The following is a 17,199-nucleotide window of genomic DNA, read 5'->3' on the forward strand; positions in this document are numbered from 1 at the left end:
TCATTTTCGTGCGGTAAACGCCCGATCGAACTGCCGAGCTCGCTGCACTTCGTCGCTGTGAAGGTAGGTCGACGTCGTCGAGATCGAAGCATGGCGCAGGTTGTCACGCACCATGATCAGTTCTGCACCCCGCGCCAGCGCATGCGATGCATGCGTGTGCCGCATCCAGTGCGGGCTCGCGCGGCGCAACTTCTCCGCCGTCACGGGCCGCTCGTCCTGGATCGCATCGGCGACCAGCACGAAAAACCGCCTCAGCACGCGCCAGAGTCGCGTGCTTTCTATGCGGGCGCCGTCCTCGTCGAGGCTCGCGACAAGCGGCGTCGCCGGGTTCCAGCGCACGGGAGTGACCGGCAGGCCGCGCTGTACAAGGTACTGGTCGAGCGCCGTTCGCGCCAGCGTCGGCAACGTCACCTTCCCGCGCTTGCCGCCCTTGCCGAGCACGTGCAGCCAGTGATCGCCGTGTTCGTCCCGGCGGATGTCTGCGAGCGTCGCACCTACAAGCTCGCTCGCGCGTAGGCCGGTTGCGTACCCGAAGTCCAGCAGGAAGCGCAGGCGCTGAGCGGCCGGCACGCTCCAACCGTAGGACCACTCGAGGCCGTCTGCAAGCGTGCGGATCAGCAACCACTCGCCCTCGGAGAAGCCGCGCGACACGTCTAATCCGGCGCGTGGCGCATGGTTCTTGACCTTCACGCCGGCGAACGGATTCGCGAGCACGTAGCGCTGCTCAATCAGCCAGCGGAACAGCGCCGACAAGACGTTCAGTGCGTATGCCCCGGATCGTGTCGACAGCGGGCCAGTGAACGGCCGCCACTCGACACTGTGCCGCGGCCGCGACGGCCCGACCCAGCGCTCGCGCGGCGTGGGGCGGCGCAGGAACGCCCGATACGCGATCGCGTCGTCGGTGGTGAGCGACGACAGCGCGCGGCCGCGCTCGACGATCGCCCACAGGATCAGGCGTTCCGCTTCCTTGCGGTAGGCGCGCTGCGTGGCAGCCGATTCGTGCAGCGACAGCCAGGACTGGATCGCCTCGTAGTCGTTGGACGCGCTTAGCAAGCAGGCTGTCCGCGGCGCCCGAAACTGTCCGTGCGAGCCGTCGACTTCGTGCGGCACGCGCAACTGCTCCCACGGCACGACGTCGCCGGCAGGCGCCGCGACAACCAAGGCCCGTGCCCGTTCGGTCAGTGCCGGGTGGGCGGCGAAGAACGCCTCCACGCGGCGCGCGCCGGCGACGCCGAGTCCGGCGATCGCGGACCACCAGCGGCGACGGCGCGGAATTCGCACGGTCAGATCGGCCAGCGTCCGAATACCATGTGCCCGCAGCGCGGCCACCACGCGAGGCGGCAGCCATCGATCGATGGCGTCGGCGATGTGCGGTTCCGGTGCCGGCAGGCTGCGCAACGTCTCGATCGCGCGCGCGACGGTGTCGGCCGACGCGGTGGATCGCTCGCCGAATGTTTCGGTCAGGTCGGCTCGGTGACGGCTCCTCGCGAACGCGTTCAAGGTGCGCCGAATGCCGCCGAGCACGCCGCGCGCGGATGCCCCGGGTGCCTTGCGCTCGCCCAGATAGCGCGCGACGGCCGCCCGAGCGTCGAGTCCGGCATACCACGCGCGCAGCGCAGCCAGTTCGGCGTCGCTGGGGAAAGTGACGGGTTCGGTCTCGCGTGTTTTCATGCTCGCCAGTTTAGAGAAAAAATGATCATGGACAGATAATAGTGGTTATCTGTCCAGTATCATCTAAAACCTGACACCTGTCTTTCCATTGCTGCCGTCAGGTACCCGATGCGGCCGCGATCGGCGAGCGCTTGCCAGCCACAATGTAGTGTTGCAGTCGTTTCCAGGCGTCCAGATAGCGATGCCACGGGACGGCGGCCAACTGCTCGTCGTGAACCACGAGAATTTGTTCGATGGTCGCCAGTTCGTGGTCGAGCAGCAGGCAGCGCTCGCCTTGCTCCGCACGTGTGACGCACGCATTGAGCGCCGCTTCGGCGCGTCGATACAGATCAAAATCAGCACCGTCCGAAGTCGCTTCCCGCAGATAGAACGCTAGGTACACTACGCGTACCAGGCAACTGAGCTGATCGAGATCGCCACGGCCGCCCCGGACGGTGGCCAAGGCGAGGTGGTTTTCCAGCGACAGCGCACGGACCTTTTCCGTCGGCAGAGGCAACAACATTTCTCTCGTCAGGCCTGATAGGCCCGTTCTTTGCGAAGAACGCTTCCTGCTTTCCATCTTGTTCACTCGTGACTGAATTTCGGCCCGCTTATCATGCCAGATCGAAGCGATCCAGCCGAACGATCGTCGGGCCGATGAACTCGAAGCGGCGCTACAATCGTCCTCCCGAGGCGTCGCGACGCCGCAAACCGATTTCCGTCGATCTCATCGGCTCCGCCTGGAGTCTGCTCCATGAACCAGAACGAACCACGAACGCCGGTCTGGCGACCGGTCAGCTATCTGCTGATCGTCTTCGACCTGTTCGGCGGACAGTTGGACGAAGCGCAGTCGCATCATGCCAAGCTGGAGTCGCCTACATCCCCACGTGCTGGACGACGCAACGCTCGCCCGAATCCGGCAGATTTACAGCGAGCAACGGAACTCCTCCCTTTTCAGCGTGAACAGTTCAAGCGTTGGCAGTTCGAGGTCTCGACGCCAGAACAGCGCGACATGCTCGCGCATCTGACGGCGCGGGCTGATCAGTTGTCGGCCCTGCAGGATCAGATTCTCGCGCCGGTCGACGAACTATCTCAGGGCTCTATCAACCGGATCATGGGCATGAGCGATGCTGACCTCGCCGCGGCGGTGTTGTCGGGCCGCCTCAATCTGCCGAAACGCTAATCCGCCGGCACTGCGGGGACTACCAGGAACGGGCTGCGTCAATGACCAAAATTCATGAACCCGCGTACCCGGTAGTACTCCCAGCAGAGCTGGAAGAGGCGGAATTGCGGAAGGTCTATACACCCAGCGCAGCAGAGATCCGGTTCGTCTTTGGTCAGTTCCGCCAGGCGCCGACGCGTGTACTGATCCTCGCGCAATTGAAGCTGCTGCAGTGCCTCGGGTACATGCCGGTGATCTCGGATGTGCCGCCGGCCATCATCGAACACGTATGTGCCGTGCTCGGCGTTCGTCCGCTACCGCGCGCGACCCTCGCGCGCTACGACCGATCAGGCAGTAAATCCCGGCACCAGAAAATCCTTCGCGAGTTCGTCCGGATTCTCCCCGTCGACAGCGCAGTCCACGCATGGCTGGCTGAATTAGCGGCTAATACGGCCCGGACCAAGGCGGAATTGCCCGATATCGTCAACGTGATGCTAGTGTCCTGTTCTGTTGTTAACTGGTCTATGTTCACGTAGCATGTTGACGTCAACGGAACGGGAGACGTCAACATGGCGATGGGACGACCGAAGGCGGAACTGGTGCTGAGCGAAGACGAGCGTTCGCAACTGACATCGATAGCGCGTTCTCGCTCGATTTCGGCTGCGCTGGTCTCGCGGGCGCGCATCGTGCTGGCGGCGGCTGACGGCGAGCCCAACAGCGCGATCGCGCAGCGCCTGCAACTCACGCGTGCCACGGTGGGCAAATGGCGTTTGCGGTTCCTGGAGCAGCGCATCAACGGACTCTATGACGAAGTACGTCCCGGCAAGCCGCGTACCATCGACGACGAGCGGTTGGCCCAACTGATTCACAAGACCCTGCACACGAAGCCGGCAGATGGATCCACTCACTGGAGTGTGCGCACGATTGCCGCGGAAACCGCCATCTCGCCGACGAGCGTGCACCGTTACTTCAAACTGCTGGGTCTGCAGCCGCACCGAAGCGAAAGCTTCAAGCTCTCGACCGATCAGTTCTTCATCGAGAAACTGCGCGATGTGGTCGGCTTGTACCTGAGTCCACCGGAGAACGCGCTGGTGCTGTGCGTAGACGAGAAGAGCCAGTGTCAGGCGCTCGAACGCACGCAACCTATGCTGCCGATGGGTTTCGGTTACGTCGAAGGCGTCACTCACGATTACGTCCGTCATGGCACCACGACGTTGTTTGCCGCTCTGAATGTGCTCAATGGCGCCGTGCTCGCTACCTGCAAGCCACGTCATCGACATCAGGAATTCCTGTCGTTCCTGCGCGAAATCGACAAAGCCGTGCCAGCCGCACTCGACGTGCACTGCATCGTCGACAACTACGGCAGTCACAAGCATCCGAAGGTCAAGGCGTGGCTGGCAGCACGCCCCCGCTGGCACATGCATTTCATTTCAACCTACAGTTCGTGGCTCAACCAGGTCGAACGCTTCTTTGCGTTGATCACCGACAAAGCGATCCGTAGAGGCTCGTTCGGCTCGGTCAAACAACTGATCAAGCGCATCGATCAATTCGTCTCCCACTACAACGAAAACTGCAAACCGTTCGTCTGGACCGCATCAGCCGATTCCATCCTCGAAAAGCTGCATCGACTTTGCTCGCAAATCAGCGGAACAGGACACTAGAAGAGTTGGTCCGGCGCCGCTACGAACTGCCACCCCTCGCGACGCTCACCCGAATCGCCAGCCAGGCCCGCAGCCAGCTCCATGAGTCGATTTATCGCGCCTTCATCGACACCGGGCAAGAAGAAGCAACGCGAGATCACGCAGGCCGACGTCGAGCATGTGATCGTGGATCTGGCGCAACGTCGGCAAACCGCAAAGCCGCCAAACAAACCTAGCCGTCGGTCTGCAAAAGCTGGAGAAACGAACGTGAGCGCCCTGCCCGTTCAGGAGCCGACCTTCGACACTGCGTAACGCTCAAAATGAGGAAAGAGACGCAGCCAACCAACCTTAAAACCGGACATTTCTGGCTGGCGCCCCGACATCTTGAAATGGCTACGACATTGACAGAGGGTCTGAATAACTATTCAACGATCCGGAGGCGACCTCGCGCATTTTCCGCGCCCCTCGACGTATTTCGCCTTCGGCGCGGCGACTCGTCCCAGCCGGCACCGCGGCCAAGGGCGGCTCCGAACTCCAGCCCCGCGTCGAGACCATAGGTGCACGTATCGCGAGCTTTTGATGGCACCGTCCACCGGACGCTGACCGGTCTCAGCATATCAGCATAGCGATTGGCTTGATAATTATGCGCCAATGGCGTATAGTGCCCGCCATGTACACCATCATCGAAACCCCGATTTTTCAGCGGTACGCGGATGAAATCTGGCGCAACGACGAGCGAGAGGCATTCATCAACTGGCTCGCGGACAATCCTCTAGCCGGCGACGTGATTCCCGGCACGTCGGGGCTGCGCAAAGTGCGCTGGGCGCGCGCCGGGATGGGGAAACGCGGCGGTTCGCGCGTCATCTACTACAACCTACTCGATGACGGCGAAATCTGGCTACTGATTGCATACACGAAAGCGAAGTTCGACAACCTGCCGACGAGCTTTCTCAATCAACTTCGTGAGGAAATCGATCGTGAATAAGGAACTGGAACGGTTTCAAGCGGACCTGCTGGAATCGGCCCGCCAGATGAAGGCTGGCCTCGCTGGCCGCGTGACGCGCGTACAGCCGACTGAGGCCTCCATCGCGCGCGCAAAGGTTGGCATGTCGCAATCGGAGTTCGCCGGTCTGCTTGGCGTCTCGGTGCGCACCTACCAACAGTGGGAACAGGGCCGTCGCAACCCGACCGGCGCGGCGCAGACGTTGCTGCGCGTCGCCGTGCAGCACCCCGAAGCCCTGAAGGATCTCCAGCCCGCCGGCTGATCTCCGCAGCGGTGATCCTGCCTCGTTTTCACGTACAGCATGTCATGCAGCAGCGCGTAGGGTTTCGTATTCGACGGGAGTGCAGTAGTCGATCGACGAGTGCATGCGCTGTCGATTGTAATAGCCTTCGATCCAGTCGACGATGTCCAGGCGCGCCTGAGCGCGGGTTTCGTAGCGTGTTTGGTAAATGCGTGCCCGGTAGATGGTCGCCAAATCGCGTCGATCATGTGCCAACCCGCTTCCTCCGGCCAGCTCAAGCAGGCGCCGCGACAAGCTGCCCACATTGCCGCTAGACGGGCCCGCCCGTGCATCGCGTCCCTCGCCCGACGGGCCGCCTTGTCGAGGCGCGCGATCGCCGACCAGCACCGGCATCGCCGGTGCCGCGAAGCACAAACCATCCGGCGTGGCGCGCCAGCCAGACCCGCTCGTAGCCGGTTGCGTCGAGCGCCATCGCATCCCACGCCGCGACGCCCGAACAAGCGCCCGCCGTTGCCCGCGCGTCGGCAGCCTGCCAGACCGCGGCCAGATTGACGCGCGCCGCATGGGCCTCCAGCCAGTCTCGCGCAGAGGCCGCCCCCAGCACCGAGCACCGAGCACCGAGCACCGAGCACCGAGCACCGAGCACCTTATAATAACGGGTAGGCATAAGACCGCAAGCTCCAGCAGTACGTGCCGACATCCTGGTGCTCGACGATCTCGCGATGGCGCCGATGTCCGATCAGGCGCGGCGCGACTTGCTCGAGGTGCTTGACGACCGGCACGGCTCGCACTCGACGATCGTCACCACTCAGATCCCCATCGAGAACTGGCATGCCGCCATTGGAGATCCGACGCTCGCCGATGCGATCCTCGACCGGCTCGTTCACAACGCGCATCGCGTCACACTTGCCGGAGAATCGATGCGCAAGCGCCGAAATGGTTTGACCAGCAAGGCAGTGGCGGAGTAAAAACGCTCAGACCCACGTCGCCACTTCCCCAGCGTTCGCTTGCGCGTGGAATGCCCGTTCGGATAACCGTGGAATGGATGTTCGCTTACGCGTGGAATGAGCGTTCGGTTTGCGTGGAATACGCAATAGCGTGAACACAACCTAGTCCAGCCTTGGATTCAATGCGTGGAACGACGAATCCTCCACCTCCTCGTACGCGCCCCCACCACAATTTTGAACATCTAATCGTCTACTTGCGTAGCTTACACACATTACACCCCCCACTCGTCCTTATAACCCCAAACGGCAAACGACTCTCGAATGAGATAATTCTGCAATTCACCCCGTTATTGCCGGCCACTCTTGACACGAATTACCCCCCCAACGTAACCTAGATTTGTCATTTATGAATTGACTCAATTCAAGAATGACATTTATATATTTTATTAATAGGAGATATCATGGTCGAGCAAAATCAATTCATTCTCGAAGAAGACGAAAAGCAAATCGACGCAAACCAGGTGTCGGATGAAGAGCTGACACTGGCACTCAGCTCCAGCCTTTCCAACAAGGAATGGCAAGAATAATCCCGCTCCAAACCTATTGAATAGGACAGGCACACGCAGTGTGCCTGCAGGTTAATCCTACGAATCCGGTTACGGCGGCGCAATCAACGCCATCACATCAGCATTAATCTGATACGTCATCCGCAAACAGAGACGATCATTACAATGCCATCAAAAAGATTCAGCGATTATCTGACGACGATTCGTCAGACTGCGCGAGAAATCCCCGTTGAAGTGGCGAAAACGCTACTGAAAGAGGCCGTGCCATTTTTCGATGTCCGCGAAGAAAGTGAAATCGGCGACGGTTTAATTCCCAATGCTCACGCCCCTGGGCGAAGTTTCCTGGAGATCACTGTTGCGGAGCAGGTCAGTGACCTTAATGCGCCCATCGTTCTGTATTGCGCGAGTGGAGTGCGCTCGTTGATGGCCGTCGCTTCGCTGCATGGGTTGGGTTACTCGAACGTTGTCTCGCTCACCGGTGGCTTTGCAGCCTGGAAAGCCGCCGGACTGCCCATTGAGCGCTCAAGCGCACTCAGCATGGTCGAGCGTAAGCGATACGAGCGTCAGTTGATCCTGCCTCAAGTCGGACCTTCCGGCCAAGGCAAACTTCACCAAGCGAAAGTCCTAGTCATTGGTGCAGGCGGTCTAGGCTCATCCTGCCTGCAGTATCTCGCAGCAGCGGGCGTCGGCCAGATCGGCATTATCGACCACGACCGTGTCGATCTCGGCAACCTGCAACGCCAAGTCATTTATAGCGTCGGCGACATCGGCAAATTGAAGGCCAGCGCCGCTGCGGATGCACTCAGGAGCTTGAATCCCGAGATCCACGTGCAGGCGTTCACCGAACGCCTCGCTACCGCCAACGCTTCTCGTATCTGTTCATCATTCGACATTCTGGTGGACTGCACCGATAACTTCACCGCGCGTTACCTGATCAACGATACTGCTGTCGCCATCCATTGCCCCGTCGTCCAGGGAGCGGTTTTCCGATTCGAGGGCCATGTCTACCTGCTCAACCATCGTGGCGGTCCCTGCTACCGCTGCCTGTATCCGGAGTCTCCCCCAACGGATATCGCCCCCACGTGTTCAGAGGCCGGCGTCATCGGTGTCGTGCCCGGTCTGATTGGCGTATTACAGGCGGCCAAGGTCATCAAGCTCATCTTGGGGGTCGGCACCAATAGCAATACGGCACTCGTTTATCACGCGCTCGAAGATCGCTTCTCCGAGCGAAAACTGCAACGACGCACCTCCTGCGCATGCACAGGCGTTCATCCGGCAATGCAAGCTCATCCCGCCACTTTTCATATGGAGTCGAACCCCTGATGAGAGCACGCTCCACCTTAATCATCGACGACTTCTACGACGACCCCATCATCATTCGGAGCCTCGCCCTTAGTCTCAAGTTTCGCCCTAAGGACAATGCCATGTACCCAGGCGCTGAAGCATGGACCGACCTTCGAGACTGGGAACCGGTGCGTCAAGTCATTATGACCGAGCTCGGCATGGGCAATCGCGAAACTCCGATCCCGGGCAAAAACTTCAAGCAAGGCAAGTTCCGCCTCGCCATGAAGGAACACGAATCGAGCCGCCCCGACGCCGTTCATCACGACGCGCAACGCTATTCGGCAATCGTTTATCTCGCACCCAACCAGTATTGCACAGGCGGAATCGGAATTTACCAGTGCAAATTGAGCGGTCAAACCGTCATGAATCGCATCTGGTTGGCTTCGCTTAGCGAGCGATTCGACGTCGCGATCAACGACCCCGCCTTTCCCGACCTGGTCCATCGCTATTGTGCCGACTGGTCCAACTGGGAACAAATCGGTGAACTGCCAATGCGATTCAATCGACTCATCATTCTGATGGCACGCTGCTTTCATGCCTCCACCGGAATCTTCGGCACTGATCCGGCAAGTGGCCGACTCACGCAGCATTTCGAAATCTATCTGTAAATGGCCAAAATTACCGTTACCCTGCCGAGTTCGATGGTCAACGCCACACTACGTGTTGAGGCCAGCGATTTGCAGCAAGTATTCCAACACATTCAATCAACCGATAATCAAACCTTCAATATTCTGTTCAAGAAAAGTGAAGTCGGAATACAACCCAAAGCCTTTGTTGCCCTCTTTGTGAACGATACCCAAATTTTTGATACCGATACCTACTTGCACGACGGTGATCAGGTAACGTTTGCGACTGCTATCGCGGGAGGCTGACCATGGATGCATCAACCATCCAGCGCCTTTATCTACGCGCGCTTTACACTGGAATCGCTGAGCCTATCGGATCCGATGAGCAGACGTTTTTGCTTGCGCACATGGCTATCAAACGCCTGCCAGTCGAGCAAGCCGCACGAATACGCAACCTCCGAACCGTACTGCACGATGATATGCGGCTACTCAGTCGCGTGCTGGACAAGGGTGAACTTCTGCCTTACGTCCAGGAGTACGCTCGCTCGGATCTGTTCTGGATGTACCGTGGTCGCTCGCTGATCGAAGATTTCTGCCTGTATTTCGTTCAATTTTCGGATGCATCTCCCGTTTTCAAGCTGCTTGCCCGCATCGAAGGCGTCTACTCTGGATTATCCACTTCGAATCGGATCGATAGCCCGTGGTCTGAGCACTTCACGTCACATGACGGTGACGTGATCAGCGAGTGTTTCGCCGCGCCATTTGCCCTGTCCTTCGAAACCCTGTTCAGCAAGCCATCTTCCTATCAGCCCCATGCGCGAAACGTCAACTGCGTCGTCCAGCGACATGAGCAAGCCATCCAAGTCAAATTTCGCGACGCCTCGACATGCAAGCAATCGGCTTAGGTCTCGACTTCCAGCATCGCCACGGCTACGGCCTACCATTGGCAACCTTACTCGAATCGTTGACATCTCGTCTGTCCCATTTGTCAATTGTCGGACTGCTCACGGACACTGAGGCGCGACAATTTCGAAGCATGACTTCTCTGCCGCTTGTGCATCACTTTACCGGTGTCGCACCGGCGGGAGCAACCGGAGTCAATCTGGACGCTTTGCATGCGCAGTGTGCAATTAGTCACGCACTCGACGCAATCTGGTGCTTGGAAGACATTGGCATCTGGAATATCGGCCCCTACCACATCCCCTATTTTGCCCCACCCGTACTGTGCCAGGCCGTACTGGATCAGACCGTCGATGGTATAGCCACCATCCAGCATGAAAGCGCGATGCCGTTCCTGGCTGAGCTTCCGTCTTGCAGTTTCGTTGCGGGCGACATGACGCTCGATGCATTTTTCAACCAACTGACCGATCGCATCGGTTGCGGCATCGTACTTGACGTCAGCCATGTGTTCTCTTATGCACGCTATTGCGCTCGAGAGCCGCTCGATGTACTTACCGCGCTGCCACTTGAGCACGCCATCGAAATCCACGTGGCTGGCGGCAGCATCCATCCCCAGTATGCGTGGCGCTATCGCGACACCCATTCCGAACCGATCGCCGCACCGGTGCTGGCGCTGCTTGACACGGCCATTGCCCGTTGCCCCAATCTTCGAGCGATCACTTATGAGATCGGCGCAGGCATTGCACCCGAGCTAATCAGCGAGGAAATCACCCGGCTTCAGGAAATCGCCAATCGACATCGCTTTGTGCCGCGCGTTACAAAGGAAAACTAAGCCATGCCCCCTCAGGAATCCCTGCCCACCATCTCCACGGACTGTTTCGATGGTACGGGATGTCGCGTGGCGGTCTATGACAAGGCCCCTCGCGGCAGCGTTCGCCGCTTCGACCAGATCGAAGACATGAGCGAGCATGTCCGTCGGATCACCGGCTTCCTCAAAGATCCTCGGCTCGATGGGTTTGCACCAGGATGTGAACTCCTCTCTGTTAGCATTCGCGATTGCCTCGAATCCGGCTACGATGCCGTCAAGGAACGGCTCGTCGCCGAACATGGCCCAATCCATATCGAGGCCCACGCGTATTCGGGACCCGCTTCCGCGGCCATGGCCGACTACGAAGCACAAATTGCGCGATCCGCACGCCACCCGTCGACACAAAGTCTCATCCTGTGCTCGCCAGGTCACGATGCGAATCGTGTCCGATCCCCTGCAACCTCCGGCGCAACCGTAACAGTCGGACTGTGGCGCCACGACCAACGCATCGTCGGCGCCGGCCTCGGCGAGCTAATTAAGCCCGCGTTGCTCGTCGCCGATCAGACCTATCCCGCGCTAAACCCGGACGACAGCATCACGCCCATCGGTGGCACGTCGCCCGCCGTTACATTTGTCGCCGGTCTCGCTGCACTCCTTCACGAGCGCCTGCGTCACACTCGATGCCCTCTGCAACTCCATGCCGCGCTCCTGTTACTTGCATCTCCCTGCAGTGGCACATTTTTGTTGGATAACATTGCCGTGTTGCGCCAACCCATCGGGGGATACACGCTTACACCCGGTAAAGCGCGCCAACGCCACCTCACCCTGCGCATCAACCGCACCGATGCCGCCTCGTGCCGACTCTCCGTTGTCGCGACCCCCAGTACCGCGGAATCCATCGCCCGAGGCCATCGCTTTCGAGTGACGATCCGCGCAACGGTCGATGAGAAAGCACATCCGATCGACGACGATCGCGTGCTGCTGACACTCGACGAACTGGATCCGCAAGTGTCGCACCAGGTCACCCTATCGATCGACGGCCTCACTGACGCCTCGGCCATCACATGGACCGGCGCACACGTCGACGTTCTGGCAGACGAAATCGTTCCGGTCAAATCCGCCGGCGACACGGTCGTAGTCGGCATCTCCGCGAGTCATGATGCATCGGCCGTCCTGGCGCTAAACGGCGAACTCATCGCTGGCATCCAGCTCGAGCGCCTTACCAGGATCAAACACGACGGAACGTCGTCATTGGCTCACGAACAGGCAATTCGCTACTGCCTGGACGTCACCGGCCTGACCGCCGACGACGTAGATGTCTTCGCATTCAATGTGCAAGCACTCGCCCCCGGTTACGTCGGCCTGACCCAACCGCTGGCACGAAGCACTTTTACCCTGTTCGATCCGCTGGGCCCCAAAGCACTCTTCATCAGTCACCATCTATGCCACGCATATGCCGGTTACAGTGGCAGCCGCCTGGAACAGGCGACTGTCGCGGTAGCCGACGGCTCCGGGGGCGTGAGCATTGGTCACGATGATCTCGTCCTCGACGGCGAGCAATTGGCAACCTACCTGCGACGCGGCAGGGGAAACGATCCAATGCAACTCCATGTTTTTTCGGTCTACGCGTTCAACCGCCATGGCTATCGCCTCCAGCATCGCGAGTACGCACCTTCATTTAATGTCCGCAGCGGCAGCGAGTCCCTGGGCGAAACCTATGCGTCCGTAAGTCAACTGGTATTCGGCTCGTGGCAGGCATCCGGCAAACTGATGGGCCTCGCTCCATACGGGGTGGCCACGCGCAGTCACACTCTGCTGCACCGTACCCCCGACGGCGAGCTCAATTTCTCATTTGCCTGGAAACTGTCCACTCAGTTTCCACAACCTAGCAGCAATGTCCTACATTACGCCGATCTGGCCGCCCGTATCCAGTCTGATCTCGAAACAGCACTGCTCGATCGCTTTCATCGACATGTCGGGCTGGGGGCATCACTGGTCTTCTCCGGCGGGATCGCCCTGAATTCCGTCGCCAACTATCGTATTCGCTCAGAGCTGCAGCCCCGCGACTTCTCGCTCCTGCCCGCGCAGCATGATGCTGGAATTGCCATTGGTGCTGCTGCTGCTGCCCTGCATCGACTGACGGGCGTCGTCCCCAACCACCTTTTCCGGCACGATTTCCTCGGGTATCGGTACAGCGAGCGCGACGTCGCACTGGCGATCAACGCGTTTTCGGATCGCCTCCAAGTACGGCGCGTCTCGCCTGCTGCCATCGCCCAGCGCATCGCCGATGGCGCCGTGTTCGGATTCTTTTCCCTTCACAAGGGTAGCGAATTCGGTCCGCGCGCGCTAGGCGCCAGATCGATTTTGGCCGATCCACGCAAGCGATCCACTTGGAATTCTGTCAATAAATGGATCAAATACCGAGAAGAATTCAGACCATTTGCTCCGGTGGTCACGGCCGAAGCCTTGTCTACCTTCTTTGACGCACATGGGACGTTTCCGTACATGCTTGAAATCGTCAAAGTTCGCGAAGCGTTTCGCTCAACGCTCGCTGGCATCACGCACGTCGACGGCAGCGCGCGTGTGCAGACCGTAACAGCAGACGATGCCCCCGAAATTCACGCGCTGCTTACTGCGTTTGAAGCGGTGGCAGATGTTCCGATCCTGCTCAATACGTCATTCAACGTGCGTGGACAACCTATGGTCGAACAACCTGGCCATGCGCTCGAGATGCTACTCAGTACACAACTGAGCGGCGTCGTCTTTGGTGACCTGCTCGTCGAGATACCGGAGAGCACAGACAACTTTGCCTTGGACGACAAGCTTACATTCTCGCCCGGTACCCGCATGGAAATCACCGCCAATCAGGACGGCTCCTCGAGCGTGCTGCGCGTATGCAATCAGGGGAAAACCATCCGCCTGCGAGCTCCCGTGTACCAGGTATTGCAGGCAATCGCATCCGGCTGCAATGTCGGCGAGGCGCTCAAGTACGCCGGTACCCAACATAGCACCACGTGTCTGGACATGCTACGTCGATTTGTACGCCTGCGCATGCTCAACTGGCAACGCCCAACCAATGATCACCCAGCATCATGAGCCTACGTGCAATGACGCCCAAGCAGGTCGCCACATCGCTGATTCGCAGAACAGAAGCACTGGGTATTTCGCGATTTTCCAATCTCGGCCCTTTCGTGTCGCTCGACGTCCGGGTTGTGCAAGCGGTGCGGGTTACGCTGGCAGATGGGCAAGTCTCAGCGACGACCGGAAAAGGTTGGAATCTTTGGCAAGCGCTTTGCGGAGCGTTAGGCGAAGCATTCGAGCGATACTGTGCGGCCCATCCCCCGGTCCCTGATGTCACGCACCGAGACATTGCGCAAGCTGTCTCGCTGGCAGGCTGGGGGCACCCCGTCAATTTTGTGCCGCGAGATGTCTTTCCGGCACACGAACTCATTTCGGGGCGATCATTCTTGCTACCCGCTCTGGAGGTGTATTTCCCCTACCATGGCCCCGATCGTGCCCGCACCTCCGTACGCCCCCACACCTCGGGTCTGGCTAGCGGCTCAACCCTCGAGGAAGCAACGCTGTTCGGCTTACTTGAGGTGATCGAACGCCATACGTCATCGATGTTCTTCTCGCAATTTCTGCATGCCCCTACGGGCGCACTGATTCATGCTGGCTCGATTCCTCACTCGCCCATCACATCGGCGCTAGAAGAGCTGACCACCCAGGGCTACGAATCGTTCATCTTCAGGATTGATGCGCTGTTACCCGTCTACTATGTTGCCATTCTCGACACTGCCAACCTCGGTCCGAAATTCATGGTCTCGGGGGTTGCCGCACACCTGGATGAATATCAAGCACTTGAGGGCGCATTTCTCGAAGCCATGCAAGCGGTTGTTATCGCGGCCCAGGGTGCACGTGAAGACCTGAGTCGCCACGCGAGCTCGTATCGCGACCAACAAATGGGCCAACGCAATCCGTACTACCGCATTCGCTCCCATCTCGCACACACCAACCCCACGATCGCGTTCCCACACGCGACCGTCGCGCTTAATCAAAGCGCGGCCGAAGTGCTTCCGCACCTCCTCACCTATCTACGAGGCGCCGGAGTCCAATCCGTCTATCGTTGCGATCTGTCACCGCCGGGCTGGCCGCTTCACGCCGTCAAACTGATCGTGCCGGGAATGTTCGATACTCACATCAATTCATCGAGGTGCAATCTTGCTGCTACAACGGCGTGCCCCCCCCATCGTATTTGGCGGCCCCTCACTGCGCCTGGCCCGAGAAGTTTATCCACATGACTTCGATTATCAGCCCCCGGTTCAGCGCGGCGATCTGCACCGGCTACTTGAGACCGAGCCTACGCGTCGTGGATGCGTGTTAATCACCGACGGCGTCTTCGGCGAAAGTATGGCTGTTTCGCCGTGCGAATGCATGGATTTGCTCCATGCCGGCTGGCTACTGCTCGGTGCCTCAAGCATGGGCGCTCTGCGTGCAGCCGATTGCAACCGTGTCGGGATGATCGGAATCGGCGAAATCTATTTCGGCTTCAAACTAGGCTATTACCACAGCGATGCCGACGTTGCGGTCCTCTATCAGCCTGCAACTCACAACGAGCGAACCATCTCACTCGCACAAGCAGACTGGATAATCCGTCATTTCGCCCAAGAACATTCCATCTCAGGACCCGCCCATCATCGACTGTTACGTGACTTACGCGCCGTTCCTTGGTTTGAACGCCACCCTCAGGTTGCCGGGAAAATTATCGCACATCATTTCGGAATGCCAGCATTATGTGCCGAATTCCTATCTATGTGGCAGAACCCTACCTGGAGTCCGAAAGCACGTGATGCACTGCTTGCGTGTGATCAGCTATTCCGATATTTCTTGAAACGCACCACCTGATTCATTTTGTACGGACATCATTGCTCCAAGCTTTCATTTTTCTTACCCTAATCCCCTCACTCACGCACGAGCGCACACATCGACGGCGCGTCCGCTTCCGCATTTACTATTGAACCCTCCCATGACCTGGATCAAGCGACTCGGATACCTATATAACATCGCAAAAGGTAGTGAATCGATTGCCAATCAAATGGCACACCTCATTGTAGGTGTGCTGAGTGGCCTGCCTGATTTCGCCGTCTCCTTGCGGGTTAGCATCGCATTCTATTTGGGGGCTACCCTGGAATTGCCCACTGGCATCCTGGCCGACGTGTTAGGTCATCGACGCGCTCTGGTGTATGGTTATATCACACTGTCCTTTGCGAGCTTCTGCTTATTCCTCGCGTGTCACGACACGCATTCCTCCGTGACACTCCCATTTCTTATACTGAGTAGCATCTCAAGTGCCATCGGAGGTGGTTGCGTCTCGGGTTGTCTTCAGGCATACATTCAGGATTACATCGACTCAAAAGTCAGCCAATCCGGCCAACAGGGCCAACCACTCGATGAAATACGAACCAAGGCTTTGGTGCGCGCCCAAGCGTATGGCAATCTCTTTTCTGCCTATATGCCAACGCTCGTGCTTGCCGCGACCCTCGCAAACTATTATGCGACGGGACACAGTGAATGGTCCCTACTAATTCCCGTCATCACGTATGGCGCACTTTCCCTGTTTTTTTTCGTAATCGGTAGGCGTACCGGCAAGTCGGCGCCGGGTCGATCATTCAATGCACATTGCCGCAAGTATGGCCAACGACTGGTCAGCTTCCATCTCACCCTGCGCCGACAGTCATGGCGCGGGCAAGCCAGATTCACGATCCTGTTCTTGCGTATGGCGTTATCGATTCTTACCGTGATCCACGTTCATACCTATCTGCTCGTGTCCCAGCTGCGCGACATCGACCTGCAACACGGAACGCTAAGAGTGCTGGCGGCCGGACTTCTTGTACTGGCTGCATTTGATCTCGCTCATATTCCCAAAGGCTGGCTAGCCCCCTTTATCACAAAGAGATTTCGCGCGAATCAGTTGATCTATTTTTCATTGTTCAGCCAGATCGCTCTGGCACTGGTCGCCCTGATTGGATTCAATCAGGGATACACCACGAGTGCCGTGATCGGTTACGCATTGCTATTCCAATGCATATTTTCGCCGGGCCATATGACACTCCAAACATGCCTGTTGGCCGAAATGCCAAAGCACTTACGGGCCACCGCTTTCAGTATGGTACAAACCGTCGTGCTCATCGCATACGGCTCGTATTCCGTACATCTCGTCGCCCGCGGGTCCGGACTGGATACACCTTCCCGGATTATTACTCAACTATTGGTCCTTGCAGGAATTGGTGTAGCCCTTGCCATCGTATCGGGGTGTCTCAATGCGACATGGCGATCCGATATGCCGCTCGATGTCACACCGCGGTAAATTCA

The 17,199-nt window shown here is 58.6% G+C and carries 17 protein-coding genes and 3 pseudogenes; 17 read left to right on the top strand and 3 right to left on the bottom strand.

The features are described from left to right. Both FPJ27_RS14210 and FPJ27_RS14215 read right to left on the bottom strand, forming a co-directional pair. Window positions 1–1,671, bottom strand: a complete 1,671-nt coding sequence (locus tag FPJ27_RS14210; RefSeq protein WP_204421533.1) for a site-specific integrase — start codon at window positions 1,669–1,671, stop codon at window positions 1–3. 97 nt (window positions 1,672–1,768) lie between these two features. Beyond that, the gene (locus FPJ27_RS14215) at window positions 1,769–2,173 is read right to left on the bottom strand and encodes a hypothetical protein (RefSeq protein WP_204421534.1); all 405 of its coding nucleotides are present in this window, start codon (window positions 2,171–2,173) and stop codon (window positions 1,769–1,771) included. Window positions 2,174–2,404: 231 nt separating this feature from the next. Between FPJ27_RS14215 and FPJ27_RS14220 the strand changes: the two genes are divergently transcribed. The 6 genes and pseudogenes from FPJ27_RS14220 (at window position 2,405) to FPJ27_RS14245 (ending at window position 5,717) form a co-directional block, all read left to right on the top strand. After that, the gene (locus tag FPJ27_RS14220) at window positions 2,405–2,833 is read left to right on the top strand and encodes a hypothetical protein (RefSeq protein ID WP_204423256.1); all 429 of its coding nucleotides are present in this window, start codon (window positions 2,405–2,407) and stop codon (window positions 2,831–2,833) included. 41 nt (window positions 2,834–2,874) lie between these two features. Next, a pseudogene (locus tag FPJ27_RS14225) lies at window positions 2,875–3,309 on the top strand (DUF4158 domain-containing protein); the annotation flags it as partial. A gap of 72 nt (window positions 3,310–3,381) precedes the next feature. After that, window positions 3,382–4,473 (top strand): IS630 family transposase, encoded by a 1,092-nt coding sequence (locus FPJ27_RS14230; protein WP_204421535.1) that lies wholly within the window; start codon window positions 3,382–3,384, stop codon window positions 4,471–4,473. Window positions 4,474–4,554: 81 nt separating this feature from the next. Continuing rightward, window positions 4,555–4,764, top strand: a complete 210-nt coding sequence (locus tag FPJ27_RS14235) for a hypothetical protein (protein ID WP_239483191.1) — start codon at window positions 4,555–4,557, stop codon at window positions 4,762–4,764. Window positions 4,765–5,122: 358 nt separating this feature from the next. Further along, the gene (locus FPJ27_RS14240) at window positions 5,123–5,437 is read left to right on the top strand and encodes a transcriptional regulator (protein WP_204421536.1); all 315 of its coding nucleotides are present in this window, start codon (window positions 5,123–5,125) and stop codon (window positions 5,435–5,437) included. After that, complete coding sequence (locus FPJ27_RS14245) at window positions 5,430–5,717, top strand: helix-turn-helix domain-containing protein (RefSeq protein WP_204421537.1); 288 nt, start codon at window positions 5,430–5,432, stop codon at window positions 5,715–5,717. Before FPJ27_RS14240 ends, FPJ27_RS14245 begins: the two co-directional genes overlap by 8 nt. A gap of 42 nt (window positions 5,718–5,759) precedes the next feature. Here FPJ27_RS14245 and FPJ27_RS14250 read toward each other — a convergent pair. Further along, window positions 5,760–5,909: pseudogene (locus FPJ27_RS14250) on the bottom strand (IS3 family transposase); the annotation flags it as partial. A 476-nt stretch (window positions 5,910–6,385) separates the two neighbouring features. On the opposite strand from FPJ27_RS14250, the pseudogene FPJ27_RS14255 reads away from it, so the two are divergent. The 11 genes and pseudogenes from FPJ27_RS14255 to FPJ27_RS14300 all read left to right on the top strand — a co-directional run. Next, a pseudogene (locus FPJ27_RS14255) lies at window positions 6,386–6,664 on the top strand (ATP-binding protein); the annotation flags it as partial. Between the two features lie 440 nt (window positions 6,665–7,104). Then, window positions 7,105–7,230: a hypothetical protein gene (locus tag FPJ27_RS36815; protein WP_275557384.1), complete on the top strand. Its 126-nt coding sequence runs from the start codon at window positions 7,105–7,107 to the stop codon at window positions 7,228–7,230. Window positions 7,231–7,374: 144 nt separating this feature from the next. After that, window positions 7,375–8,532 carry a ThiF family adenylyltransferase gene (locus tag FPJ27_RS14260; RefSeq protein ID WP_204421538.1) on the top strand — a complete coding sequence of 386 codons (1,158 nt, stop codon included), beginning with the start codon at window positions 7,375–7,377 and terminating at the stop codon, window positions 8,530–8,532. After that, the gene (locus tag FPJ27_RS14265) at window positions 8,532–9,161 is read left to right on the top strand and encodes a DUF6445 family protein (protein ID WP_204421539.1); all 630 of its coding nucleotides are present in this window, start codon (window positions 8,532–8,534) and stop codon (window positions 9,159–9,161) included. The genes FPJ27_RS14260 and FPJ27_RS14265 overlap by 1 nt, the downstream gene beginning before the upstream one ends. Beyond that, a complete protein-coding gene (locus tag FPJ27_RS14270) occupies window positions 9,162–9,425 on the top strand; it encodes a MoaD/ThiS family protein (protein WP_204421540.1) in 264 nt (87 codons plus the stop codon). It begins immediately after the preceding gene. 2 nt (window positions 9,426–9,427) lie between these two features. Beyond that, entirely contained in the window at window positions 9,428–10,024 is a 597-nt protein-coding gene (locus tag FPJ27_RS14275) for a hypothetical protein (protein WP_204421541.1), read from the top strand. Continuing rightward, window positions 10,006–10,851: a DUF692 family multinuclear iron-containing protein gene (locus FPJ27_RS14280; RefSeq protein ID WP_204421542.1), complete on the top strand. Its 846-nt coding sequence runs from the start codon at window positions 10,006–10,008 to the stop codon at window positions 10,849–10,851. The genes FPJ27_RS14275 and FPJ27_RS14280 overlap by 19 nt, the downstream gene beginning before the upstream one ends. 3 nt (window positions 10,852–10,854) lie before the next feature. Beyond that, window positions 10,855–13,923, top strand: a complete 3,069-nt coding sequence (locus FPJ27_RS14285) for a carbamoyltransferase C-terminal domain-containing protein (protein ID WP_204421543.1) — start codon at window positions 10,855–10,857, stop codon at window positions 13,921–13,923. An 11-nt stretch (window positions 13,924–13,934) separates the two neighbouring features. Beyond that, entirely contained in the window at window positions 13,935–15,128 is a 1,194-nt protein-coding gene (locus tag FPJ27_RS14290) for a YcaO-like family protein (protein ID WP_204421544.1), read from the top strand. Window positions 15,129–15,204: 76 nt separating this feature from the next. Beyond that, window positions 15,205–15,732, top strand: a complete 528-nt coding sequence (locus FPJ27_RS14295) for a TfuA-like protein (protein ID WP_204421545.1) — start codon at window positions 15,205–15,207, stop codon at window positions 15,730–15,732. Window positions 15,733–15,853: 121 nt separating this feature from the next. After that, window positions 15,854–17,194 (top strand): MFS transporter, encoded by a 1,341-nt coding sequence (locus FPJ27_RS14300; protein ID WP_204421546.1) that lies wholly within the window; start codon window positions 15,854–15,856, stop codon window positions 17,192–17,194. The last annotated feature ends 5 nt before the right edge of the window (window positions 17,195–17,199 follow it).

The sequence above is a fragment of the Burkholderia sp. MS455 genome (assembly GCF_016899445.1).
Lineage (GTDB): Bacteria > Pseudomonadota > Gammaproteobacteria > Burkholderiales > Burkholderiaceae > Burkholderia > Burkholderia pyrrocinia_C.

Bases quoted from the DNA above. Each gene is read 5' to 3' on its own strand.
- FPJ27_RS14270 (WP_204421540.1), top strand. From the start codon at position 9,162: ATGGCCAAAATTACCGTTACCCTGCCGAGTTCGATGGTCAACGCCACA.
- FPJ27_RS14265 (WP_204421539.1), top strand. From the start codon at position 8,532: ATGAGAGCACGCTCCACCTTAATCATCGACGACTTCTACGACGACCCC.
- FPJ27_RS14215 (WP_204421534.1), bottom strand. From the start codon at position 2,173: ATGTTGTTGCCTCTGCCGACGGAAAAGGTCCGTGCGCTGTCGCTGGAA.
- FPJ27_RS14260 (WP_204421538.1), top strand. From the start codon at position 7,375: ATGCCATCAAAAAGATTCAGCGATTATCTGACGACGATTCGTCAGACT.
- FPJ27_RS14230 (WP_204421535.1), top strand. From the start codon at position 3,382: ATGGCGATGGGACGACCGAAGGCGGAACTGGTGCTGAGCGAAGACGAG.
- FPJ27_RS14235 (WP_239483191.1), top strand. From the start codon at position 4,555: ATGAGTCGATTTATCGCGCCTTCATCGACACCGGGCAAGAAGAAGCAA.
- FPJ27_RS14290 (WP_204421544.1), top strand. From the start codon at position 13,935: ATGACGCCCAAGCAGGTCGCCACATCGCTGATTCGCAGAACAGAAGCA.
- FPJ27_RS14220 (WP_204423256.1), top strand. From the start codon at position 2,405: ATGAACCAGAACGAACCACGAACGCCGGTCTGGCGACCGGTCAGCTAT.
- FPJ27_RS36815 (WP_275557384.1), top strand. From the start codon at position 7,105: ATGGTCGAGCAAAATCAATTCATTCTCGAAGAAGACGAAAAGCAAATC.
- FPJ27_RS14210 (WP_204421533.1), bottom strand. From the start codon at position 1,671: ATGAAAACACGCGAGACCGAACCCGTCACTTTCCCCAGCGACGCCGAA.
- FPJ27_RS14285 (WP_204421543.1), top strand. From the start codon at position 10,855: ATGCCCCCTCAGGAATCCCTGCCCACCATCTCCACGGACTGTTTCGAT.
- FPJ27_RS14280 (WP_204421542.1), top strand. From the start codon at position 10,006: ATGCAAGCAATCGGCTTAGGTCTCGACTTCCAGCATCGCCACGGCTAC.
- FPJ27_RS14240 (WP_204421536.1), top strand. From the start codon at position 5,123: ATGTACACCATCATCGAAACCCCGATTTTTCAGCGGTACGCGGATGAA.
- FPJ27_RS14275 (WP_204421541.1), top strand. From the start codon at position 9,428: ATGGATGCATCAACCATCCAGCGCCTTTATCTACGCGCGCTTTACACT.
- FPJ27_RS14300 (WP_204421546.1), top strand. From the start codon at position 15,854: ATGACCTGGATCAAGCGACTCGGATACCTATATAACATCGCAAAAGGT.